The sequence below is a fragment of the Cupriavidus sp. UBA2010 genome (assembly GCF_002335265.1).
Lineage (GTDB): Bacteria > Pseudomonadota > Gammaproteobacteria > Burkholderiales > Burkholderiaceae > Cupriavidus > Cupriavidus metallidurans.
The window spans coordinates 38,866-62,142 of the sequence record NZ_DDCI01000020.1 but is presented as its reverse complement, the minus strand read 5'-3'; the positions used below and the strand labels follow the sequence as shown (position 1 = coordinate 62,142).

General features: G+C 63.0%; 18 protein-coding genes. 12 read left to right on the top strand and 6 right to left on the bottom strand.

Translation table 11 applies throughout. The annotated features are described in order from the left end of the window. Positions 1-397 precede the first annotated feature (397 nt). From B2246_RS14930 to B2246_RS14885, 9 genes are all read left to right on the top strand, one after another. Positions 398-3,253: an ATP-binding protein gene (locus tag B2246_RS14930; RefSeq protein ID WP_286962692.1), complete on the top strand. Its 2,856-nt coding sequence runs from the start codon at positions 398-400 to the stop codon at positions 3,251-3,253. A gap of 189 nt (positions 3,254-3,442) precedes the next feature. Then, positions 3,443-4,072, top strand: a complete 630-nt coding sequence (locus B2246_RS14925; protein ID WP_286882037.1) for a response regulator transcription factor — start codon at positions 3,443-3,445, stop codon at positions 4,070-4,072. Positions 4,073-4,349: 277 nt separating this feature from the next. Next, complete coding sequence (locus B2246_RS14920) at positions 4,350-5,000, top strand: helix-turn-helix transcriptional regulator (RefSeq protein WP_286882000.1); 651 nt, start codon at positions 4,350-4,352, stop codon at positions 4,998-5,000. Between the two features lie 262 nt (positions 5,001-5,262). After that, positions 5,263-8,631, top strand: a complete 3,369-nt coding sequence (locus B2246_RS14915; protein WP_286882001.1) for an ATP-binding protein — start codon at positions 5,263-5,265, stop codon at positions 8,629-8,631. A gap of 225 nt (positions 8,632-8,856) precedes the next feature. After that, positions 8,857-9,735, top strand: coding sequence for an EAL domain-containing protein (locus tag B2246_RS14910; RefSeq protein ID WP_286962691.1), 879 nt, complete (start codon positions 8,857-8,859; stop codon positions 9,733-9,735). A 301-nt stretch (positions 9,736-10,036) separates the two neighbouring features. Continuing rightward, on the top strand, positions 10,037-10,591 hold the full coding sequence (locus tag B2246_RS14905) for a fimbrial protein (protein ID WP_286882004.1): 555 nt from the start codon (positions 10,037-10,039) through the stop codon (positions 10,589-10,591). 76 nt (positions 10,592-10,667) lie between these two features. Continuing rightward, the gene (locus B2246_RS14900; RefSeq protein WP_286882005.1) at positions 10,668-11,423 is read left to right on the top strand and encodes a fimbria/pilus periplasmic chaperone; all 756 of its coding nucleotides are present in this window, start codon (positions 10,668-10,670) and stop codon (positions 11,421-11,423) included. A gap of 114 nt (positions 11,424-11,537) precedes the next feature. Continuing rightward, positions 11,538-14,156 (top strand): fimbria/pilus outer membrane usher protein, encoded by a 2,619-nt coding sequence (locus B2246_RS14895; protein ID WP_286882007.1) that lies wholly within the window; start codon positions 11,538-11,540, stop codon positions 14,154-14,156. Between the two features lie 186 nt (positions 14,157-14,342). Next, positions 14,343-15,434, top strand: coding sequence for a fimbrial protein (locus B2246_RS14885; RefSeq protein WP_286882008.1), 1,092 nt, complete (start codon positions 14,343-14,345; stop codon positions 15,432-15,434). A gap of 187 nt (positions 15,435-15,621) precedes the next feature. Here B2246_RS14885 and B2246_RS14880 read toward each other — a convergent pair whose 3' ends face one another. The 4 genes from B2246_RS14880 to B2246_RS14865 all read right to left on the bottom strand — a co-directional run bounded on the left by B2246_RS14880 (position 15,622) and on the right by B2246_RS14865 (position 19,045). Next, entirely contained in the window at positions 15,622-16,320 is a 699-nt protein-coding gene (locus tag B2246_RS14880) for an alpha/beta hydrolase (protein WP_286882009.1), read from the bottom strand. 137 nt (positions 16,321-16,457) lie between these two features. Next, positions 16,458-16,589: a DUF2474 domain-containing protein gene (locus B2246_RS14875; protein ID WP_008651019.1), complete on the bottom strand. Its 132-nt coding sequence runs from the start codon at positions 16,587-16,589 to the stop codon at positions 16,458-16,460. A gap of 10 nt (positions 16,590-16,599) precedes the next feature. After that, the gene (gene cydB, locus B2246_RS14870) at positions 16,600-17,607 is read right to left on the bottom strand and encodes a cytochrome d ubiquinol oxidase subunit II (protein ID WP_286962690.1); all 1,008 of its coding nucleotides are present in this window, start codon (positions 17,605-17,607) and stop codon (positions 16,600-16,602) included. A 4-nt stretch (positions 17,608-17,611) separates the two neighbouring features. Next, entirely contained in the window at positions 17,612-19,045 is a 1,434-nt protein-coding gene (locus B2246_RS14865) for a cytochrome ubiquinol oxidase subunit I (protein WP_286882012.1), read from the bottom strand. 179 nt (positions 19,046-19,224) lie between these two features. Between B2246_RS14865 and B2246_RS14860 the strand changes: the two genes are divergently transcribed. From B2246_RS14860 to B2246_RS14850, 3 genes are all read left to right on the top strand, one after another. Beyond that, positions 19,225-20,625 carry a PLP-dependent aminotransferase family protein gene (locus B2246_RS14860; RefSeq protein WP_008651023.1) on the top strand — a complete coding sequence of 467 codons (1,401 nt, stop codon included), beginning with the start codon at positions 19,225-19,227 and terminating at the stop codon, positions 20,623-20,625. A gap of 22 nt (positions 20,626-20,647) precedes the next feature. Then, positions 20,648-20,776 (top strand): hypothetical protein, encoded by a 129-nt coding sequence (locus B2246_RS14855; RefSeq protein ID WP_272938069.1) that lies wholly within the window; start codon positions 20,648-20,650, stop codon positions 20,774-20,776. Between the two features lie 253 nt (positions 20,777-21,029). Next, a complete protein-coding gene (locus B2246_RS14850; RefSeq protein ID WP_011519366.1) occupies positions 21,030-21,494 on the top strand; it encodes a PRC-barrel domain-containing protein in 465 nt (154 codons plus the stop codon). Here the strand turns inward: B2246_RS14850 and B2246_RS14845 are convergent. Both B2246_RS14845 and B2246_RS14840 read right to left on the bottom strand, forming a co-directional pair. Further along, positions 21,476-21,757 carry a BON domain-containing protein gene (locus tag B2246_RS14845; protein WP_008651028.1) on the bottom strand — a complete coding sequence of 94 codons (282 nt, stop codon included), beginning with the start codon at positions 21,755-21,757 and terminating at the stop codon, positions 21,476-21,478. The two genes, B2246_RS14850 and B2246_RS14845, sit on opposite strands and share 19 nt — an antisense overlap. A 296-nt stretch (positions 21,758-22,053) precedes the next feature. Further along, positions 22,054-23,211: an iron-containing alcohol dehydrogenase gene (locus B2246_RS14840; RefSeq protein WP_008651029.1), complete on the bottom strand. Its 1,158-nt coding sequence runs from the start codon at positions 23,209-23,211 to the stop codon at positions 22,054-22,056. Positions 23,212-23,277 lie beyond the last annotated feature (66 nt).

Sequence of the window (23,277 nt, the reverse complement as noted above, 5' to 3'; positions counted from 1 at the left end):
AGGTGGTTGGGACGCTATCCGGCAGCTTGCGTGCGCGGGCCAGTGTCTGCCGTACTGCATTGTAGCCATCCCATGGATCATGGCGTGCGATCTCTTCGGGCCGCGCGCAGGCGTTGGCGATGGTCCAATGCGCGGACGACGACAGGTCGGGCAGCTCGCCTCAGGCAATCGGCATGGATACCCCCAGTCCCGGGCGGAGCCAGCGTGACTACCAAGGACCTGCCGCAGTAACTCGCGCCGCCTGGCCACTGCGAGTTTTCAAGCGGGTGGCACTTTCAATCGAGTATGACACCACCTATTCGCGCAGTGGAGTAGCATACAAATCTCATATCGGTGAACGCCGGGGCGAAGACCGCTGACGAACGTGGTCGCCATCCCGGGGCGCCAGGAGGAAGGCATGTGGCATTCCTGTCCGACGCGGATCGCCCGTCGGTACGTGGCTTCGTTCACTCTCATGCTGGCGGCTTTGCTGCTGCCGGTTGCGGTGCCCGCGGCAGCCGGTGAAGCGTCGGGCCCCCGCGCTTACTTCCCGGCGGCGCAGCCACGCGTTTTGGACGGGTCCAGCCCGCAGCCATCCGCCGTGGCCGGCACACCAGCGCAGCCCGTGGTGCCGTTGAGTGAAGACGAGCGGCGCTACCTGGCCTCCCTGCCGCGGCTGCGTGTGCAGTTGCTGACCCAGTGGGCGCCGTTCAGCTACGAGGGCGAGGATGGGCAGCCCACCGGAATGCTGAGCGCCTACCTGGCCTACCTGAGTGAGACCCTGGGCCTGCGTCTCGATGTGAGTTCCGTCGCCGAGCCGGCCGAGTCCGGCCGGTTGAGGGCGGCCGGGGAGATCGATCTCAATCAGTACGTCGAGCCGGCGGAAATGGCGGATCGGCATCTCCCGACCCGTACCCGTCCGGTCGAGTCCTATCCCCTTGTGATCGTTGGACGAACCGATTCCCCGGCCATCGGCGACCTGTCCGAGCTGGCAGGCTTTCGGGTTGCCGTGGCCGCCAAGTCGGTCATGGCCGATCTGGTGCGCGCGGCGGTACCGTCGGCGTCGATCGTGTCTGCTGCCTCGCCCGAGGCGGCGCTGGAGATGGTGCGGGACAACAAGGCCGATCTCTACATTGGCAATCTGGCCACGCTGGATCGCGCTATTCAGAGCCGCTACGTGGGCCAACTCAAGGTTGTGGGCGCTACCAAGGAGCGGCAGCTTATCGGATTCGATGTGCGGCCGGGGCTGGAGCCGCTCGTGCCGCTGATCGATCGCGCCATCGAGGCCATGCCGCCAGAACAGAGGTTGGCAGTCCGCAATCGGTACCTGACCACGACCTATCAGTTCGGTTTGTCGGGTAGTGAAGTCCGGCGGCGTGCCGCACCGTATGTGGCGCTGGTCATCACGGCGCTGGCGCTTCTGGCTCTCGGCTACTGGCGTCAGCGGCGGCAAGTCGCCATCCGCCTGCAGGCCGAGCGCGAACTCCAGCGGGCCCAGCGACTGGCCGAGGAGGCGAGTGCAACCAAGTCGATATTCCTGGCGGGGATGAGCCATGAGATGCGGACGCCCCTGTACGGCATGTTGGGCACGCTGGAACTGCTGTCGCTGACCGCGCTGGATGACCAGCAGCGCCAGCACATCGGGACAATTCAGGCGTCGTCGGCCACATTGCTGTTGATCATCGACGATCTGCTGGACTACAGCAAGTTCGAGGCCGGGCAACTCGATCTGGAGTCCATGGCGTTCGATCCCGTGGAATTGGTGGAGGGCGTGGCTCGAGCCCACGCGCCGCTGGCACTGCGCAAGGGATTGGCACTGACCTGCTATGTGCAGGCCGATCTGCCCTGGCTCATCGGCGATCCGGATCGTATCAGGCAGACACTCACCAATCTCCTGACCAACGCGCTCAAGTTCACTTCTGAGGGACACGTCGATATTCGGGTGTTCCGGTCTCCTACGGCACCCGCTAAGCCGTCCAATGAGTCCCTGATTCTGGAGGTGCTCGACACCGGCATCGGCATTGCGGCGGACAAGCAGGCCCAGTTGTTTCGTCCATTCATGCAGGCCGATACCGAGACGGCCAGGCGGTTCGGCGGGACGGGGCTTGGCCTGGCGATCTGCCGACGTTTCGCGCTGCTCATGAAAGGCGGGATTTCGGTCGAAAGCGAGCCGGGACGGGGTAGCCGGTTCTCAGTATCGCTCAGCCTGGAAAGCGGGCGCCCGCGCCCGCCGGTCGAGGCGACGTTACCCAACGTTGCCGTCATGGCGCGGGAACCCGTATGGTGCGCGGATGTCATCGCCATGATCCACCAGTCAGGAGGAAGGGCAATTGCCTGCCAGGGCGACGCCACCGACCCGGGTACTGTGCTGCTGATAGCGGACGAGACGCAGGGCCCCGTGCCGAACGGATACGCCGGAGTGGTCAGGCTCGAGGCAAGTGGGCCGCTGGAAGCCGAGGCGCGGCCCGATGGCCTGGCCGTCTCTGCCTATCATCAGGCCGGCATCCTGCGCGCGCTGTGTCGGGCAGCAGGCATCCCGCTGACCAGCACGGCGTCCCCGGCCCAACGTTCGATGCAGATGTCGAAGCTGGATCTGCAGGTGCTGGCGGTGGACGACCATCCGGTCAATCGTCGGCTGATGCAGCAGCAACTAGAACAGCTGGGTTGCCGGACGACCCTGGTCAGTAGTGGTGAGGACGCATTGCTTGCTTGCAGACAGGGCCAATTCGATGCGGTGCTGACCGATGTGCACATGCCAGGGATGGACGGCTACGCGCTTGCGCATGCCTTGCGCGCGGACGGCTTCACCATCCCGATCATCGGCGTCACCGCCAGCGTGGTCACCGGAGAGGCCGAGCGCTGTGTGGCATCGGGGATGAACGGACATCTGACCAAGCCTGTTCTGTTGCAGGCCCTTGCAGATAGCCTCAGGCAGGTGTTGCCGGACCGAAGTGAAGCGCTGGCGACGGCAGTCAGGAGCGCCGCAGAACGGCCTCAGAGCGACGTCTCGCAAGACGACCGGATGCTGCTGATACGGACCGTCTGGGAAGACGCGCAGGCTATCAGGCAGGCTGTCGAGCAGAGGAATCTCGGGGCCGTGGCCGAGCGCGCGCATCGCGTTCGCGGCGCCGTCGCGCATTTGCATGACTGGGAGGAGGTGGCGGACCTGTGCAGGGAACTCGAAGCCGTGGCGCGCGATGCGTTCGATGCGGCCAAACAGCTCGCCGATGATCTGGACGGCTACCTGCAGGTGTACCTCGAAGCCGAGTCATAGCTCGCCGATGTGCCGCGCAAGACTTGGCCATCGATGCTGATGGCCTGTGGATTTAAGGCTTTCCCTAGGACTCATATCTCGTAGAACTTCTATTATCTCGACATGGCGACCCGGCCATACAAGGACAATGTGATTCATGTATCTCATTAAATCGACCGGGTCCGAAGGGGCATGATGATTTAGGTACTAATTGCCGACGATCACCCGGTAGTCGTCAATGGCATCCGTAGAGAACTAGGTGACGAGGTTGGGTTCGAAGTCGTTGGCATGGCGCATAGCTCCACCGAGTTGCTGCGTCTGCTTGAAACCACCCAGTGCGATGTGCTGGTGACCGACTATTCGATGCCGGGGAGTGCGGCTGGCGATGGCTTGCCGATGCTGCAGTTGATTCGCAGGCGCCATCCGTCCGTACGCATTGTCGTGATCACGATGCTCGATAATCCCGCCCTGTTGCGGAACATCCAGAAGGCAGGCATTTCGGTGATCCTGAGCAAGTCCGATCACCTTGGCCATCTTGCTCCCGCGATCCGGGCGGCCTTCGTCGGTATCCCCTATCTGGCGCCCGCGGTGCAGGCGTTGCTCGGCGATGCCAGCGATGAAGCCGGTGCGCCGGAGCCGAAGCTCTCGAAACGGGAACTGGAGGTCGTGCGCAAATGCGCGGCTGGTGTGCCCCTGGTCGAGATTGCCAGGCAGGCCAATCGCAGCAGCAAGACCATTAGCGCCCAGAAGAGTATGGCGATGCGCAAGCTGGGCCTGACATCGGACTACGAGCTTTATCAGTACGCCGTTACCCACGGCATGCTTGCGGCCGCCCAGTAGTCGGGTCCGGTCGTTGCCGCTGCTATCTCTATTGCCGTAATCGCAGCCGGCACGCGGGTCGCCGGACCCGCTCCTTCTCGCTTCTTCTTGCCCCCTCCCGCAGTTCCGCCGATTCTCCGTGTCTGGTATCGCACCACGCACCATTCCGGTGCCGATGCATTGACGTAACCCCGTCACTTACATGCATTGCGTCAAAATTTAATCGTTGCCTTATAGTCCCGCCCGCTCTCGTGAACCAACATGGATGCAGGCAGATATTGAATCGGGATAGCGGGAAATGAAGAAAGTCAGGCTATGCATCGCAAGTGATCGACCTGCGGTCTGTCAGGCGCTCGCACGGCGTCTGGTGTTCTTGCCGTGCATTGAGCTCGTCGGTAACGGCGGGCGTGCTGAGGAGGTTCTCGCGATCGCGCAGCGCGGGGGATGCGACGTCGTGCTTCAGGTTCGGGAGCCGGAATCCGGCCTTGATCAATCCGCACTGTTTCTCCAGCTGGTTGACACCGCGACGGCGCCGCCGGCAACGCTGGTCGTCCAGGCCGATCTGACGCGCCGGGCCGATGTGTTGACGCTGCTCGGCAGCGGTGTAAAGAACATCGTCAGTGCGCTGGATGACGCCGATGCCGTGGCGCAGGCGGTATTGATGGCGCACATCGGCGTCGGTTCGCTTTCCCCGCGGGCGATGGACGTGATGTGGGGGGCATGGCGTGCCGCGCCGCGCGCCGCTAACGAGATTCGTAACAGCTTATCCCGGCGCGAACTGGAAGTCCTGCGGCTTTACCTGGCAGGCGTGCCGGTCTCGAAGATTGCCCGCGACACTGGCCGCAGTGTCAACACGGTCAGTGCGCAGAAGAAGAGTCTGATGCGCAAGATGAATGTGCAAGACCACGTGCAGCTTGTCGCGATGTCAATCCAGTACGGCCTGGTGTAGCACGAAGTAGCCTGGCGCGGCCCGTAACGTCCCGCCTGGTTGAAGCGAATGCCAGCCCCGACCGAGGGCCGGCCACCCGGCAACGCCGGGTTCCAGATTCCCGGGACAACGCCTCGCTCGGCACTGCCGCCAGATACGACGGCGCAGGGCAGTGTTCCAGATTCACGACACGACACACCGCATCGCGTAACCACGCGCGACGGATGGGGGGGCGTGTCGGCCCGAGCCGGAGTGCCCCCCCGACGTAGTAAGGGAAACCACCATGAGGAAGCTGATCAAGGGAGAGAAGCTGGCTGCGTTGCCATTGAGCATCTCTCAGATTCGCAATCTGGTTTATGTCTTTGTCACCTGCCTGCTGGTGCTGATTGGGCTGTCGTGGTTCGTGCTGCTCAAGTACCGCATGGAAGAAGCCGTGGACCGGCACAAGATCCTGTTCCAGGCCCGCGCGGGACAGGTGGAGGCGAATCTGAATGCGGTGGGGAGGATGACGCTGCGTGCGCAAGGCACGCTCGAACGGCTGATCGAGGTCGGCGTCGGTAAGCCTATGGCGCAGACCGTCAGCCGCGACTGGATCGACCATCTGCAGAAGCGCGGGGAGCGCCCGTATGTGGCGCTGCCCGTTGCCGCCGGACGGGAGGCGATTCCGGCCGATGCCAGTATTGCGCAGCTGGAGAACGTGTTGGCGTTCATGCTGCGCGTGAGTAGTGTCCAATATCAGGGCCTGCAGAACGTCTGGCTCGTCGACCTCAACGCCGATCGTTTTTATGTCACGCCACGCAATCTGCCGCAAGCCAGGGAGACGCTGCGGAACGACGCGACGTACCAGGCCTTCGTCGAAGGGAGTATTTCGCGATTGCGCAGCCGGAAGCTGCTGGAACAGTTGCGGGCAACCCCCGGCCGTGTCGTGATGCTGGAACCGGGCTACGACTGGGTGTCTCGCGCGCCGGTCGTTACGGTGGCTACCCTGATCCATGTGGATGGCGAACCGTGCGCCGTGTTTGCGATGGATTTTCCGTTGAGCGCGATCTTTCCCGAGGATGACGACCTCGAGGAGGGCTTCTTCGTGCAGACCGTGGAAGGGGCGGTCCTCCGGCCGGATTCCATGTCCCGGGATCCGCTGCCGCCGGTAGTAAGCCGGGCGCTTATGGAGCGAACCCATGCCGCGACGAACTTGCAGACGTTCGTGGGCAACGGACTGCTACCCAGTGCCATGGTGCTGGACGGTCCGGTGGGTCGCTCCGGATGGCGAGCCGTGGAGGTGGTGGAGACCGGCACGCTGTGGGAGCGCCTGCGGCGGAACACGCTTTGGCTGTTCGCGTTGACTGGGCTGACCTGCACTTTGATGCTGGCATGGGTCCGTCTGGTGGACAGGCGCATCATGCGGCCCACGCAAATGCAGTCGTTGCGCCTGCAGGAGAGCGAAGTCCTCGGTCGTACCATCATCGAGTCGACCGGCGTCGGGCTCGTGATCCTCGACAGTACGAACGCCGCGGTGCTGATGGAGAACGATGTCTCCGATCGGATCACGGCTCACGCAGAGCCCGGAGAACTGGCGCGCTTTCACCGCGCGGCCTGCAATGCGCTGGTGGGTTGCGAGCACGGTAATGCGGATGCCCGGCATGGGAAGTTCAACTTCGAGCTGGCGCATATCGATGACACGGTCAGCCATCTTAGCGTCCGCGTGGCCGAGTCGACATACCAGGGCAATCCGGCGACGCTCTGCGCCATCGACGACGTGACCGCAGCCCGGCAGAGCGAAGCGACGCTGCTACAGGCTATCCACGACGCGGATGCGGCGAATCGGGCAAAGTCCGCCTTTCTCGCGACGATGAGCCACGAGATTCGCACGCCGTTAAACGGCATGCTCGGCAGCATCGAACTGCTGGAGGTGAGCGCGCTCGACGCGGCCCAGCGCGACCAGTTGGAGGTCATGCAGCAATCGGCGCAGTCGCTCATCCAGATCATCAACGACGTGCTCGACTTCAGCAAGATCGAGGCCGGGCAGATGGCATTGCAGGCGCGCCCTTGCCAGATCGATAGCCTTGTCGAGGACGTTTGCCGTCGGTTTGCCCCGGATGCGGAGCGCAGGTCGTTGCAGCTACCTTGCGTGATCGATCCTGCGTTGCACAGCCCGATCCTGCTTGACCCACTCAAGACGGAACAGGTGCTGGGCAATCTCGTCAGCAACGCGATCAAGTTCACGGAGCAGGGAAAGGTTGTGGTCGAGGCTACCACCATGACGGAAGGTGGCAGGGACTGGCTCAAGCTGCGCGTGATCGACACCGGCATCGGTATCGCCATCGGGGATCAGCAACGCCTGTTCGCGCCGTTCGTGCAGGCCGAGCAGTCGGACTCCCGCCGTTTTGGCGGCACGGGGCTGGGGCTCTCCATCTGCAATCGGCTTGTCGAGCTCATGGAGGGTTCCATTCGCCTGGTGAGTGAGCCGGGGCTCGGCAGTTGTTTCGAGGTGCGCATTCCGATGGAGCCGGTGACGGCCGCGCAGCCGGCCGACGTCGTGCAGACCCGTCTATTGAAGGATCTGCACATCGCGGGCGGCCTGAGCGATCTGACCGTTGGACTGTGCAGTCCCTCGCGCGAGACATACCACGGGATCGAGCACCTGTTGCAGCACTATGGCGCGGTGGTGGTCAGGTTCGATCCCTCACAGCCGCCCGCCACGCCCGTGGACGTGGTGGTCTGCGAGCACGCGGATATCGATGACTGTCCCGATGCCGACGTCGTGATCGAGAGCAACGCGTCCCTGGTACCAGACACCAGTCAGACGCCGATTCGCGCCTCGCGGTACTCGTGGCGCGGCCTGGTTCAGGCGATTCTGATCGCCGCAGGGCTCGAACTCCCGATGCCCGCGCAGCGGCGTGCCGATTCTGCCCTCGGGCATCTCGCGCTCAAGTCGCTGCGCATCCTGCTGGTGGAAGATCATCGCGTCAACCAAGTTGTCATGCGTCGACTGCTCGAATGGCTTGGGCAGTGGGTGGATGTTGCCGGCGATGGACGGGAAGCATTGGCGCTGACTGCGAGCCAGTCCTACGACCTGATCCTCACCGACCTCCAGATGCCATCCATGGATGGATACGAACTTGCGCGGACGATGCGCGAACGTGGAATCACCGCTCCCATCATTGCTGTGACCGCCAGCGTTGGCCCCGACCTGCAGAGCGCGTGTCAGCAGGCCGGCATCAACCGCTGCCTGACCAAGCCGGTACGGCTCGCGGCGCTTCGGGAACTGATCGAGTCCATGGATGTTTCACCACCCTTGCCGGGTACGGAACCGTCGCTAATCCCGAAGGAAGCCATGCTGTCCCTGGGCGAGTACCTCGGCGAGGATCTGGCGGAACTGTCGGAGGCGGCGGCCGCAGGTGATGTCGTCCGCCTGATGCGCAAGCTTCATGCCCTGGCCGGCGCGCTGGCCACGCTTGGTCATGCGTCGGAGTCGCAGGCATGTCGGTGGCTCGAGCGAACCATCGAGGAGTCTGGTCTTGCGGGCATGGAGGAGCAATGGATCGCCCTGCGCACGGCCCTGGAAACGCTGATCGCGCAGTACGCGGCCGTGGAACCCGTGCAGCCCGACCGCCTTGCGTTCGCTCCCGGGCTGCTCTTGTCTGATCGTTAATATTTGATTGTGACAAATGGCATCCAGATTTGGGATTTTCAATAGCGGTAGGGAATTATCGAGATGAGTATTGGGGAAGGTACGGGAGGATTTTGCGAATCGATGGAATCTCCTCAATTCATGTGACGGCATTCATTCGGGCGAGATGCATCGGCCGTCGTGAATGCACTAGCAAGGGCAAACGTTCGTTCAAGAGGTAATAGCAGCATGTCATGGATGCGAGAGATGCACGCCAAATCCCGCGAGTCTGGTAAATCGGGCAATCCTCAAATGCAGGTCGACAAGGACACCATGGAATCCTGGTGGACGCCGGAATTGCGACAGGTGGAAGTGCTACGCAACGCGATCGATTGTGGCGAATTCGTGGCCTGCTATCAGCCGCAGTTCGATCTGGATGGGGGGCACCTGCGCGGGGTAGAAGCGCTCGCACGCTGGGCGCGTCCCGGCTTCGGCATGATTCCGCCCGCGGCATTCCTGGGGGCGTTGCGTGAGCACGATCTGTTGTCCGAACTGACCATTGTGATGATCTGGCACGCAGCCGCGGCGGTGCGCCGTTGGGAAGAGGGCGGACTCGCGCTTCCGATCTCGATCAATGCGGAGTGGCGCTGCCTGGAAACCGGCAGGCTGCACGTCGCGCTGCGATCCGCCTGCCAGCATTTCGGAATCTCCATGCGTAGCCTGCATATCGAAGTGTCCGAGCAAACGGCGGTCAATGACCTGGCGGTGGCGCGGGACGCCATTCGGGCGCTCAGGGCAGAAGGCGTGCGTATCGCGCTGGACGACTTTGGGACGGGCGCGACTTCACTGCGGTTGCTTCGCCATATCGAGTGTGATTCGATCAAGCTTGACCAGTCGCTGGTGGAGAACATCGGACGTGACCCGCGCGCCGCATCGCTGCTGGGCAGCGTTATCGGCATGGTGCGCGCAATGGGCCTCAAGGCCATCGCCGAAGGGGTGGAAAACTTTGATGACCTGGAGTGCCTGATCAGACTTGGCTGCCATCAGGCCCAGGGATTTCTGCTGGGAGCGCCGATGCCGGAGGCACGCCTGGTCCATCAGTTTTTTAAGCGCCGGGCGCAGGCGTGGTGGAAACCGGAAATGTGAGATTTCCATCGGGTCACGAATGTTTGATTCTCATTAATCGAATCTTTTCTATTTGAGTGGGAAATTTCAGAAAATTGAGTTGATGGATTGTCCGTATCGGGACTTGGTGATGTTGCGACGAAATTTAAGGCTTGTCCTATTTGGGCGCAATGTGAGCTAAACCAATAATGTAGTTGGAGGCCGGCGGAGGATGGGGGATTGAAATGCAGTGCATTCTCCGATCTGCGGCAGCATTTTAATTTTGTTGTCTGGCTGGACCCTCCGGTTATATTTTTGATTCCTGTATCTTGATAATTCTGATATGAAAACCAAGCTCATTTCCGCCACAATCGTAGCCATTGCCGCCATGGGTACCCAACTCGCCCATGCCGCGCCGGACGGCACCATCACGTTCACCGGCAACATCACCGCCACGACCTGCAAGATCAACGGTGGCACTGCACCCGCGAACTTCACGGTCACGATGCCGACCGTTTCGACGGCCACGCTGAACGCCCTGGACGCGACCGCCGGCCGCACGGGCTTCCGCATCGCCCTGACCGGGTGCACGCCGTCCACGGGCAACGTCCACACGTTCTTCGAGGGAGGCTCCACCGTCAATCTGGGCACTGGCCGACTGATCAACGCCGGCACGGCCACGGCAGTTGAAATCGAACTGCTGAACAAGGACACGTCAGTCATCACCGTGGGCGCCTCGGATGGCGTTGGGGCCGGTCTGCAGAACTCGAAATCGGTGGCGATCACGGCCGGCGCCGCCAATCTGGACTACTACGCCCAGTATCACTCGACCTCGGCCGCCGGCTCGGGTGCGGGCGCCGTCAGCTCGACGGTGACGTACGACATTTCCTACAACTAAGCAGTCTGCCGGGATGGCCCCAGACGTCCATCAGGGCGCCATCCGGCTTCAGCACACCGCATTTGCATTGGCTGTCATGAAAACCAGGTCAACGATTCAATCCGCGTTGGCCGCCGGGATGCTTGTATTAGGCCTTACGGGCTCTGCAGCGCATGCTTCGGTGGTCCTTGGCGGCACGCGCGTCATACTCGACGCGAAAGACAAGGAAGCCACGATCCGGGCATCCAATGAAGGCAAGACGCCGGCATTGGTCCAGACGTGGGTGGACAATGGCAATTCCAAGGCTTCGCCGACAGCCATTGAGGTGCCGTTCACGGTGATGCCTCCGGTGGCGCGTATCGATCCGAGCAAGGGGCAGACACTGCGCGTGCTCTACACCGGCGAGCCACTGCCAATGGACAAGGAGTCCGTGTTCTGGCTGAACGTGCTGGAGATCCCCCCGAAAGCCACGGGTGACCTCGCGGAATCCAATCGCCTGCAACTGGCGTTCCGCACCCGCGTCAAGCTCTTCTACCGGCCCGCCGGCCTGGTGGGCACGGCTTCGGAAGCGCCGTCACGCGTGACTTGGCGCATCAAGCCTGCGGGCAAGACACTGGCTCTCGAAGCGACCAATCCAACGTCTTATTACGTCTCGTACGCCGGCATCGATGTGTCCGCGGGAGGCAAGACGATTCGCAATCAGGAGGGCGGCATGGTCGGCCCTGGTGAAACGAAGACGTTTCCCCTCGACGGCGAAGCGAGCGTGGGTGCCGATGGCACCGTGCACTATCGCGCGATCAACGACTGGGGCGGCCCGATAGAGGGCGATGCTCCGGTAGTCCCGGGTAACTGATCCATCAGCGCCGGCGCAGGCAGCCGGTGTCCGGGATCTCCTTTCAAGGCAGTCCACCGATGCGGGCCTCGTGCTCTGCAGGGGCGGCCGTTTGTCCAAATTTTCCGAGTGGCCATGAAGCCGGTATCAAGAATCCCTCATTCGATCCCAAGTCGCCTCTGCCCAAGTCACCTCTGTCAGGTGAGCGCAGTCGCGCTCTCGATGTTCGCGGGGGTGGCGGTCACGCCTGCAATGGGCGCTTCCGTGGACGCGCCAGCGGGCGCGACGATCGCTGCCGTGGAATTCAACGATAGCTTTCTTTACAACCCGGACGGGAAGCGGCTGGATATCTCCCGATTCAATCAGGGCAACTTCGCGACGCCAGGCAACTACCGTGCCGATCTGTACGTCAACGATGTCTGGCTGGGCCGCGCCGAAGTCAACCTTCGCGCGATTGGGGATGACGCACGCAACGTGCAACCGTGCTTCGACCACGACATGCTCGATCGCATGGGCGTCGACCTCGCCAAGCTGGCGCCAGAGGCCAGCGCGCGGCTGCAGGAAGGTTCGGACTGCGAGCAGATCCCCGGGCTGATTCCCGCAGCCACCGCGACCTTCGATACCGGAGAGCAACGTCTTGACGTGAGCATCCCGCAGCTCTATATGAGGCGTTCCGCGCGCGGTTATGTCGACCCGAAATACTGGGATAACGGCATTCCCGCAGCGCGGTTGCAGTACAACGCCAATGCCTACCGCTCGGATAGCGCCGGGGTCTCGTACACGCAGGGCTTCGTGGGGCTCGACGCAGGTTTGAACCTGGGACCATGGCGGTTCCACCACAACGGCAACCTGTCGTATAGCAATGGCGGAGGGCAGCCGGGCGGCACGCACTATCAGGCGGTGCAGACCAACCTGCAACGGTCGATCAACGAGATCAAGAGCCAGCTTACGCTGGGCGATGCCTTCACCGATGGGCGGATGTTCGACAGTTTCGGCTTTCGTGGCGTCCAGCTGGCGACGGATGACCGCATGTATCCGGATTCGCAACGCGGATACGCGCCGACGATCCATGGCATCGCCAACAGCAACGCGCGGGTACAGATTCGCCAGAACGGCAACATCATTTACGAAACCACGGTTGCCCCGGGCGCGTTCGAGATCAACGATCTGTATCCGACCGGCTACGGCGGCGACATCGACGTGGTGGTGACCGAAGCAGATGGGTCGCAGCATGTCTCCCGCGTGCCGTTCGCGCCGATGGCCAATGCGCTGCGCCCGGGCGTAACGCGTTATGGCGTGACGGCTGGTCAGTTCCGCAATACCAGCATTTCAAGCAAGCCCGGCGTGTTCCAGGCCACGATCCAGCGCGGCCTGTCGAACATGTTCACCGCCTACGGTGGCGCGCTGGTGTCCGAGGGCTACTGGTCCGCGCTGGCGGGTCTGGCCATGAGCACGGACTTTGGCGCGATCGGCCTCGATGTCACGCAAGCGTCGACACACCTGACTTCGGAGCCGGATCGTAGCGGGCAAAGCATCCGGCTGTCGTACAGCAAGCTGGTTGCCCCGACCAATACCAACCTGACGCTGGCGGCCTATCGTTACTCGACGCACGGCTATCTGGGCTTTTCCGACGCGGTGATACTGCGCGATCTCGATTCTCGTGGGCTCGGCTTTTCCGCGGTGGGCACGGTGCGTGGCAGGCTGCAGGTGATGGTCAATCAGATGCTATCGATGGGATACGGCAGCTTCTATCTGTCGGGATCGACCCAGGATTATTGGAACCGGGATGGCCGGGACACGCAGTTCCAGGCCGGTTACAGCAATATCTACAGGGATGTCAGTTACGGGATTTCGGCGGCCAGGCAGCTCAGCCTCAATACCGGGAAATGGGACAACCGCGTGATGCTGACCCTGACGCTGCCGCTCGGCAAGACACCGTTCGCGCCGTACTCGACGACCAGCCTCCAGAAGGACTCGCAGGGCGCAACCACGTTGCAGGAGACCATTTCCGGGACGGCCGGCGTCGACAATGCGCTGTCGTACTCGGTCTCCGCGAATCATGCCAGCGGTGGTGACGCGCCTACCAACAACAGCGCCAGCCTGAACGCATCCTACATATCGAGGATGGCGACGCTATCGGGCAACGTGAGCAAGGGCACGAACTACACGCAGGCGGGCGTGGGTATCTCAGGCGGTGTCGTGGCTTACCAGGGTGGCGTCACGTTCGCCCCGCGCTTCGGCGATACCGTCGCGGTCATTGAGGCCAAGGATGCGGTGGGCGCGCAGGTGCTCAACGATACGGGGTTGCGTATCGATCGATGGGGGCACGCGGTGGTCTCGAATCTGACCCCGTTCTCGCGCAACGAGATCAACCTCGATCCGAAGGGATTACCGCTGAACGTCGAACTGAAGTCGACCATGCAGAACGTTGCCCCAACGGCCGGCGCTGTGGTGAAGGTTCTGTTCGAAACCGATAACCCGGGTCGTGCCGTGGCGCTGCGCATCAAGCTACCAGACGGCAGCCCGTTGCCGTTCGGCGCGGAAGTGCTGGACGACACGGGCCGGTCCTTCGGCACCGTGGCGCAGGGTGGCCTGGCGATCCTGCGTGGCGTGAAGGACGACAGCGGAACGTTGCTGGCCAAGTGGGGCGCAGGCCCGAAGGATTCGTGCTCGCTGTCCTATGCATTGCCCGGCGCCGACGCCACCCCTGCCGGGTTGGTACAGGCGGGCGCGGAGTGCCGGCCGAACCCGTGATCGTTACGGGTCAGGGGCATGGTGAATGAGGTGTGGAACGACGTTAGATCGTCTCCTGCTGCTACGGCGGTGGCACCGAGGTCATGCCGGGCGCTTATTCCACTGGCGTGGCAGGTATTGGCATTCGCCTGAGACATTCGGGCGGACAAGCGATGACGAATGCTGCGGTGAATACTAGGATTGAAAATGATTGGTGAAATCTTAAAGAATGTTCCCAGAAACCTGCCGGTTGGCGAGAGCGGTTCCTGTCGGGTGCCAGAGTATCGGCACAAGATAACCCGCACCACTTACTGCCTTCTTGTAAGGATGCTTGCCGTTCTGACTTTCGCAATGGGAATTCAATCCTCGGCATACGCCGCCGCCTGTACGAATATCAGCGGCTTACCGAACGCGATCAGCTATCCAGGCACTGTTGCTGTACCGTCCAGCTTGCTGCCCGGAGATACCATCCCAGGTACGGTGCGGGCATTCTCAATGTCGGGAACCTGTACCATTGGCTGGGGTGGACCCCAGACGATCCAGGTAGGCAGCAACATCGTTGCGTGCACCCCTTTTGGTGGCGCGACGGAAGTCATGCCAGGTGTGTATACGACTGGCGTTAGTGGAGTCGGAATGCGGCTACGAAATGGCTCTGGAACCCCTATCGTCAACGGTTCCGGACTGAACTGCTTCTCGGTCATTGCGCAGATTGGCGCGGGAGGCAGTTACAACTTCTCCGGTACGTTGGAGTTAGTCAGGATCGCGGGCACTATTGTCTCCGGATCGGTTATGAACAACGCAGCCTGGCTGTTTGGTGTTTTTAGCACCGGCGGTGTGCTCAAGAATGACGACTTCTACGCCAGCCGGATTTATCCGGCTGGCGCCATTACGCTGAAGAGCATTGCCTGCACACCCACTTTCCCGGCGGTGGTGCGGCTCCCGACGGTCAATCAGAGGGCGCTCTCTGCCGGAACCGCGGGGGCCACGTCATTCGCCATCGGGCTCAGATGCGACGCTAGCGCCCAGGTCGGTATTTCGCTTGATGCCGCTGCCGGATTGAGTGTGATTGATGCGAACAACGGCATATTGAGCGTGCAGACCGGCGGTGCAGGGGGCGTGGGCGTGCAGATCGTCGACCAACACCAGGCTCCTGTGCGGTTGCAGTCGCGCGTCAATATGGGCACGATCAGTGCCAATGTTCAGAACAGCTTTCCTTTTATGGCGCGCTACATGCGGGTCGGGACCGTAACGGCAGGTACCGTGACTTCTGCAATGACCTTCACGTTTGACTACCAGTAGGCCCTGGCGGGGTTGAGTCTTGTCATGACAGGGCTCCGCCCCTCAGCATTCCCACGTACACGCTGAAGCCTGTTCGAACTTGGCCTCATATCGCCAGTTAGCGTTGGCGGCCGGCGGGTGATCGACCAGTGTGGCCAGCTGCGGGGGCCGTCGCGTGAGCGACGCGCCCCCTTGGCATGACGAGGCGTTAGCCCTGGCTCGCCGTGGCAGCGGCCTCGTCAATGAACGCTGCGATTTCCGCGGGCCGGGAGGCCAGCGATGCATGACTGGCGTCCAGCGTGATGACCTTCCTGGCATTGAGCCGGGAGGACATCATGGTCTGGTTGGCCGGCGCAATCATTCTGTCTTCGCTGGAGATCTGGTACCACGATGGCTTGGTCTTCCAAGCCGGGACGGCGATGGTGTCGCCGAAGGTGCTGGCAACGGGCGCCTTCTGGGTGACGGCCATGACCAGGGCCTCGTCGGCGGACAGATCCTGGCAGAAGCTCTCATGAAACTTGTCGGCCTTCAGCCACAGATACCCGTCGCTGTCGGGCGCAAGGTTGGGCGCTGCGGCCGGCAGGCATTGCTGTGTGATACCGCCGGGACTTTCTCCGGCATCCGGGGCGAATGCCGCGATATAGACGAGCCCCACCACATTCGGCTGATTGCCCGCCTGTGTGATCACGGCGCCACCGTACGAGTGGCCCACGAGCAGCACGGGGCCCGCCTGCTGCGCAATCATCTTTCGGGTACGTTCGGCATCGTCGGCCAGCGAGGTCAGCGGCACTTCGACGGCGTGAAGGGACGTATGCCCTTTGCGCGCAAGCTCGACGATGACTTTGCCCCAGTGGGCGGCGCCTCCCCAGAACCCATGTACCAGAATGATGGTGGGCTTGTTGCTCATGATGCGACTCCTGTCTGTCTACGGTCTTGCTGGTCACCGAGGTCTTCGACGCGCGCGGCCCTTCGGCGGGGGCGAACCGCGCTCGCATCCGGTCCGCGAATTCGGATCCTGAATGCCGGAACAACTATAGAAGCCGGTTACCGATGCATGCCAGCCATCTGCATGAGCAGGCGGAGCACCAGGGCTGCCACGCCCAGCCCGGCCACGCTGCAGGTCCAGATGAGCAGAAGCCAGCCAGTCCGGCGCGCCCAGTCAGGTAAGTGCGACATGTCGGGTCTCCTAGTGGTAGCCATCGCCGACGCGGACCTTGCCGCGGAACACGTAGTAGGACCACACCGTGTACATCAGGATGAACGGAATCACGAACAGCGCGCCGACCAGCGCGAAGCCCTGGCTTTGCGGCGGCGCGGCGGCGGCCCAGATCGAGATCGATGGCGGCACGATGTTGGGCCACACGCTGATGGCCAGGCCGCTGTATCCCAGGAAAACCAGCCCGAGCGTGAAGAGGAACGGTTGCGCATGGGTGTCTCGGCGCAACGCACGCAGCAGGAGCACGGCGCACAGCAGCACAAGCAGGGGGACCGGCGCGAACCAGAAGAGGTTGGGCAGGCTGAACCAGCGTTCGGCGATGCGTGGCTGGGCAATCGGCGTCCAGATGCTGATGAGCGCGATGATCGCGAGCAGCGCCCACACCAGCCGGGACGTCAGGGCTTTCATCCGGTCGTGCAGCAGGCCCTCGGTCTTCAGGATCAGCCACGTGCCACCCAGCAGCGTGTAGGCGACGACCACGCCGACGCCGCAGAACAGCGGGAACGGGGCGAGCCAGCCCATGGAACTGCCCACGAAGGCGCCGTCCTTGACGGGCAGGCCATCGACGTAGGCCCCCAGCGCCACCCCCTGGAAGAACGCGGCCACCAGTGATCCGCCCATGAACGACAGATCCCATACCGGGCGTTCGCGGTCGTTGGCCTTGAAGCGGAATTCGAACGCCACACCACGAAAGATCAGCCCCAGCAGCATCAGGACGATCGGCAGGTAGAGCGCGGACAGGACCACGGAATAGGCCAGCGGGAACGCCGCCAGCAGGCCCGCGCCGCCCAGCACCAGCCAGGTCTCGTTGCCGTCCCAGACGGGCGCCACCGTGTTCATCATCACATCGCGGTCATGCCGGGCGGGCACGAACGGAAACAGGATGCCGATGCCGAGATCGAAGCCGTCCATCACGACGTACATCATCACGCCGAAGAAGATGATCAGAATCCAGAGCAGAGAGAGATCGATACCCATGATGTCAGCTCCTTGCTTCCGCGGGGTTCAGGCGCGTGTCGTCGTCGATGGCCGATAGCGGCCGCGCGGGTTTGTGGTCCGTTGGCGGTTCGGCATCGGATTCGAACACGTCGCCCTCGGACGGCTTCGGCCCCTTGCGTACCAGCCGCAACATGTAGGCAATGCCCACGCCGAAGACGAAGAAGTACGTAATGACGAACAGCGCCAGCGAGATCGTCAACTGCGTGACGCTGTGAGGTGTCGCGGCGTCGGCCGTTCGCATCAGGCCATACACCACCCAGGGCTGGCGGCCGATCTCCGTGGTGAACCACCCCGCGAGCAGGGCGACCAATCCTGTGGGGCCCATCCAGAGCGCCATGCGCAGGAAGCCGCGATGTTCATACAGCCGCCCGCGCCAGCGTAGCCATTGGCTCCAGAGGCCGAGCAGGATCATCAGCAGACCCAGGCCAACCATCACGCGGAAGCTCCAGAACAGGATCGCGGCATTGGGTCGGTCTTGCGGCGGGAAGGACTTCAGGCCCTTGATCTGCCCGTCCAGCGTGTGCGTCAGGATCAGGCTGCCCAGGCGAGGGATGCCGACTGCGAAGCGTGTTTCCTCGCGCTCCATATCTGGCCAGCCGAATATCAGCAACGGCAGCGGTTCGTCGCCGTGCGATTCCCAATGGCCTTCCAGCGCGGCGATCTTCGCGGGCTGATGTTCGAGCGTGTTCAGGCCGTGCATGTCACCCACCACGGCCTGGATGGGGGCGACGATCAGCAGCATTCCGACCGCCATCGACAGCATCTTGCGGATGGCTGGATTGTCGTTACCGCGCAGCAGATGCCATGCCGCCGATGCAGCGACGAACAGCGCGGTGGCAAGGAAGGCCGCGATGCTCATATGCACCAGGCGATAGGGGAACGACGGATTGAAGATCACGGCGAGCCAGTCGGTCGGCACCACGCGGCCATCGATGATCTCGAATCCCTGCGGGGTCTGCATCCAGCTATTGGACGCCAGAATCCACGTGGCCGAGATCAGCGTGCCCAGTGCCACCATCAGCGTGGCGAAGAAGTGCAGCCCCGGGCCGACCCGCTTCCAGCCGAACAGCATGACGCCGAGGAAGCCCGCTTCGAGGAAGAAGGCCGTCAGCACCTCGTACGCCAGCAGGGGCCCGGTAATGCTGCCCGCGAATTCGGAGAAGAAACTCCAGTTGGTACCGAACTGGTAGGCCATCACCAGTCCGGAGACCACGCCCATGCCGAAGTTCAGCGCGAAGATCTTGGACCAGAAATGGTAGAGGTCGCGATAGACGGTGTTCCCGGTGCGTAGCCAGCACCCTTCCAGCACGGCCAGGTAGGACGCCATCCCGATCGTGATGGCCGGAAAAATGATGTGGAACGAGACGGTGAAGGCAAACTGAAACCGCGCCAGATCAAGGGCTTCGAATGCAGACATGGACAAATTCTCCTGGGCTCATCCCGATCCGCGCCTCGCCTGTCTGGCGGCTTGCGACACCGTGAGCCCGTGGCAAATACTCCATACAGTGATAAACTGTATGTGTTTGTGTATGGACTGTATGCGTATACTATGCCTCAGGTTCCGGGTTTGCAATGGACGATTGAAGGATGTCGACGATGAGTGACACGAAAGCCGAACGCCATGTGGAATGGCTGCGCCCGCTGACGCCGGGCGCCGGGCCGCGCTACGTGCAGATCGCGGACCTGATTGCGCGGGCGGTGCAGACGGGCGAACTCGCCGTGGGCGACCAGATCCCGTCGCAGCGGTGGCTGGCGACGCAGCTCGGGGTGGATCTCACCACGGTGACGCGTGCCTATACGGAGGCACGCAATCGCGGCCTGATCTCGTCGTTCAGCGGGCGTGGCTCGTTCGTCGCGGGCGTTGGCGAGGCGGGCGATGAGATGCGTATCGACCTGTCGATGAACACCCCACCGCAGCCGGCTAGTGGAAACATGGGTGACGCGCTCAAGTTGGCCATTGACGAAGTGCTGGCACGGCAAGGCATCGAGGCGATGTCCGCCTACCAGGACACGTGGTCCGGCGCCTCGATCGTCCAGGCGGGCAGGGCGTGGCTGCGGCCCGCGGTTGGTGCGATGGCCGGGCAGCAGGAACTGATTGTCTGCGCGGGTACCCAGGCCGCGATCTTCAGCCTGTTGCAGTCGCGCACGCAGCGTGGGGATGCCGTCCTTGCCGAGCCGCTGACCTATCCCGGCTTTCTGCTTACCGCGCAGCAGCTCGGTTTGCGTGTCGTCGCGCTCGAAGTCGACCAGGATGGGGTGTTGCCGGACGCGATCGAACGAAGCCATCGCGAAACCGGCGCGCAGGTGATCTATCTGAATCCGACGCTCCAGAACCCGACGGCGAGCACCATGCCAGAGCCCCGGCGCAAGGCCATCGGGGCCATGCTGCGCAAGCTCGGCATGACGCTGATCGAGGACGATCCCTACCGCTACCTGCTCAACGACGCGCCGCCGCCGATCGTCACCTACGAAGGGGGCGAGCGTGCGTACTATCTGACCTCGCTGTCGAAATGCCTCTGGCCGAGCTTGCGCACGTCGTTCGTCCTGTTGCCGCGCCAGCACGATGCCTCAATGCTGCAGGATGCGTTGCGCGCCTCCAGCATGGGGTGTTCGCTATTGCTGACCGCGGTGGCCGAGCACTGGATGCGCAGTGGCCAGGCCAGGCACCTGATGCTCGACATCCAGCGCGAGGTACGCGCGCGGCAGACGCTGGCGCGCAGCCTGTTGCCGAAGGACGTCAACGCACATCCCACCGGCCTGCACTTGTGGATGACGCTGCCGCCCCACTGGAATCGCCAGTTGTTCGCGCTCGCGCTCGAGCAGCAGGGTGTGCTGGTGGCCTGCTCGGATGCGTTCAGCGTGGATGCGAATCCCGTGGATGCGGTGCGTCTGTCGGTCGGTGGCGCGCGTAGCCAGACGGATCTGGCTCAAGCGCTGCAGCGGATCGCCACATTGCTGCGGGAGGATCGCCGTCGCGGCGTGCGGGCCATTGTCTAGTTGTCATCCATACGGATCCTGGGTGTATGGATGGAACCGGCGGTCGCTGATCGGGCGCGTGGCAGGGCTCGTGGCCCACGTGATCGAGGAGCGCGAGCATCCGATCGCGCAGGACATCTGGGATATGGCCACGGCGCAAAGCCATCGGTGAGGCCAGGTGGGATGCCTTCGCGGGCCGCCGCCGACGCCGGGGCCGACATTTTTGTCAGCGCTATGGCAACATGGGGCGTCCTGTGTCAGCGTGCGGCAGCTCTCGATTGCACTGCAACATGACTTGAAAGACGTCCGCGCGCGCGCCTACGATCAAGTCAGGACAGTTCGGCGTTGGTAGGTTTCAGCTCGCATGTGGCGCCGGAGATACGTCTCGCTTGTCAGTCCAACCCTTTGGTCAGGAGGAGTTGCCCATGAGTCCCATGGACCAGCAGACACCGCCCGCGGGCGCATCCGAACGCAGGGCCGCCATCATCGGCAATGTGAACCAGAAGCCCGGCAAGTGCGGGCCGTTCGTGATGGCCGCCGACACCCTGGAAGGCAACAAGGTCGTGGACCCTGCCGGCGACGAGCTCGGCACGATCGACCACATCATGCTGGACATCGTTGGCGGACGGATTGCCTATGCGGTGCTGGCGATGGGCGGGTTCCTTGGCATCGGGGAAAAGCTGCACGCGCTGCCTTGGTCAGCGCTGACCCTCGATACGCGCCGCAAGTGCTTCGTGCTGGGCGTCGAAAAGGAACGTCTCAAGGCGTCGCCGGGTTTCGACAAGGAACACTGGCCCACCATGGCCAACTCCGAGTGGGCCACCAGCATTCACGAGTACTACGGGATCTCTCCGTACTGGGAGAAGGACGGCTACGATCCCTGGGCCTGAGATGGCACCCGCGTGACGAGCAGGTTGGTGACGCCGAGAATGCCCGGCGGCGTTGCCGCAGCCTGCGCGATGCGGCGGGACAGGTCCGAGTCTTCCACGCGCCCGGTGATGGTCACCTGGCGGTCTACCACGTGCACGGCAACGCCATCAGGCATATCGCCGCCGCACGCCTCGGCAATACACGTGCCGATACGCTCACGTAGCAGTTCATCTTCCTCGTCGGGGCTGGTCCAGGTGGATGCCTGGATTTCGGTCTGCATCATGGCAGTTCCTTGCAGGTGGTGAGGTACGCGTTGCTGGTATTAACGACGTGTCACGGGCCGGCGGCATCCTTGTAGGACACCGCCAGCGGGTAGCGCCCTGTTAGCGCTTTAGAGGCGCTATCAAAATGATTCTGGCGTCGTTGCGCGGCCTTGCCGTACTACTTGTACTGTCTGCGGCCGCGCGTCTAGCCAGAACCGCTTCGCTTCATTTTGATAGCGCCTCTTACACTGTAGTCCTAATGCGGTTCCACGGCGGTTTCATGGTGGTCGCATCGTGGGCCCGTTGCCGGGGCGCGTCAGAATGCCGCGCTGTAGATCGCGAATGCGTCGGCCTCGGTGACCTCGCGCGGATTGTTGACCAGCAGGCGTGTCTGCAGCATGGCATCGCGGGCCAGACGGCCTAGATCATTTTCCTTGACGCCAACCTCGCGCAAGGTGCGCGGGATGCCCGTGGCCAGCACCAGTCCCTCGATATGGGCGATCAGCGCGGCTGTCTTGGTTTCGCAGCTACCGGTGGTGCCCGGCAGTATCACGTCGGCCAGTTCCGCATACAGCTTGCTGGCCGCCGGTGCGTTGAACTTCATGACGTGCGGCAGCACGAGCGCGTTGGAGAGCCCGTGCGCGACATGGAAGATGCCACCGATCGGATAGGCCAGCGCGTGCACGGCCGCCACCGGCGAGTTGGCAAAGGCCTGGCCGGCGAACATCGCGCCGAGCAGCATGGCTTCGCGCGCGCCGTGGTCGTGGCCATTGTCACAGGCAAGCATCAGGTTCTGCGATAGCAGTTCCAGCGCGCGCACGGCCAGCATGTCCGAGATCGGGTTCTTCAGATGCGCGCTCGTATAGGCCTCGATCGCGTGCACCATCGCGTCGATACCGGTGGCTGCGGTAGCGGCGCGTGGCAGGCCCAGCGTGAGTTCGGCGTCGAGAATGGCCAGGTCGGCCAGAAGCTGCGGCGCCACCACTCCCATCTTGGTGGTCTCTCCCGTGGTGACGATCGACACTGCAGTCACTTCGGAGCCGGTGCCGGCGGTGGTCGGCATTTGCACGAGTGGCAGCCGCGTGCCCGTGACCTTCTTCACGCCGTACATGTCCTTGAGCGACTGCGCGGCAGGAAGCAGCACGGCAATCAGCTTGGCGACGTCCATCGACGATCCGCCGCCGAGCCCGAGTACGACTTCCGCATCGGCTTGCCGCGCGCGCTCGGTGGCTTCGAGCACGATGTGCTCGGGCGGGTCGGCGATCACGTCGTCGATCAGGGTCACCTGCCAGCCGTGCTTGCCCAGGTCATCGAGGGCCGGGGTCAGCAGGCCGCTCTTCGAGAGAAAGCCGTCGGTCACCACGCAGAGGCGTTGCGCTTGCGGAAAGGCCTCGCGCAGCAACGCTCCCAGCCGGCGCGCGGCGCCAAGCTCGACGATGACCGTCGGCACGGTCTGGAAACGGAACGGGTTCATGGGGTCTCCGGTGTGTGGTTTTCTGGGTTGTCTTCCCTCTCCCCTGTGAGCGAGCGGGAGAGGGAG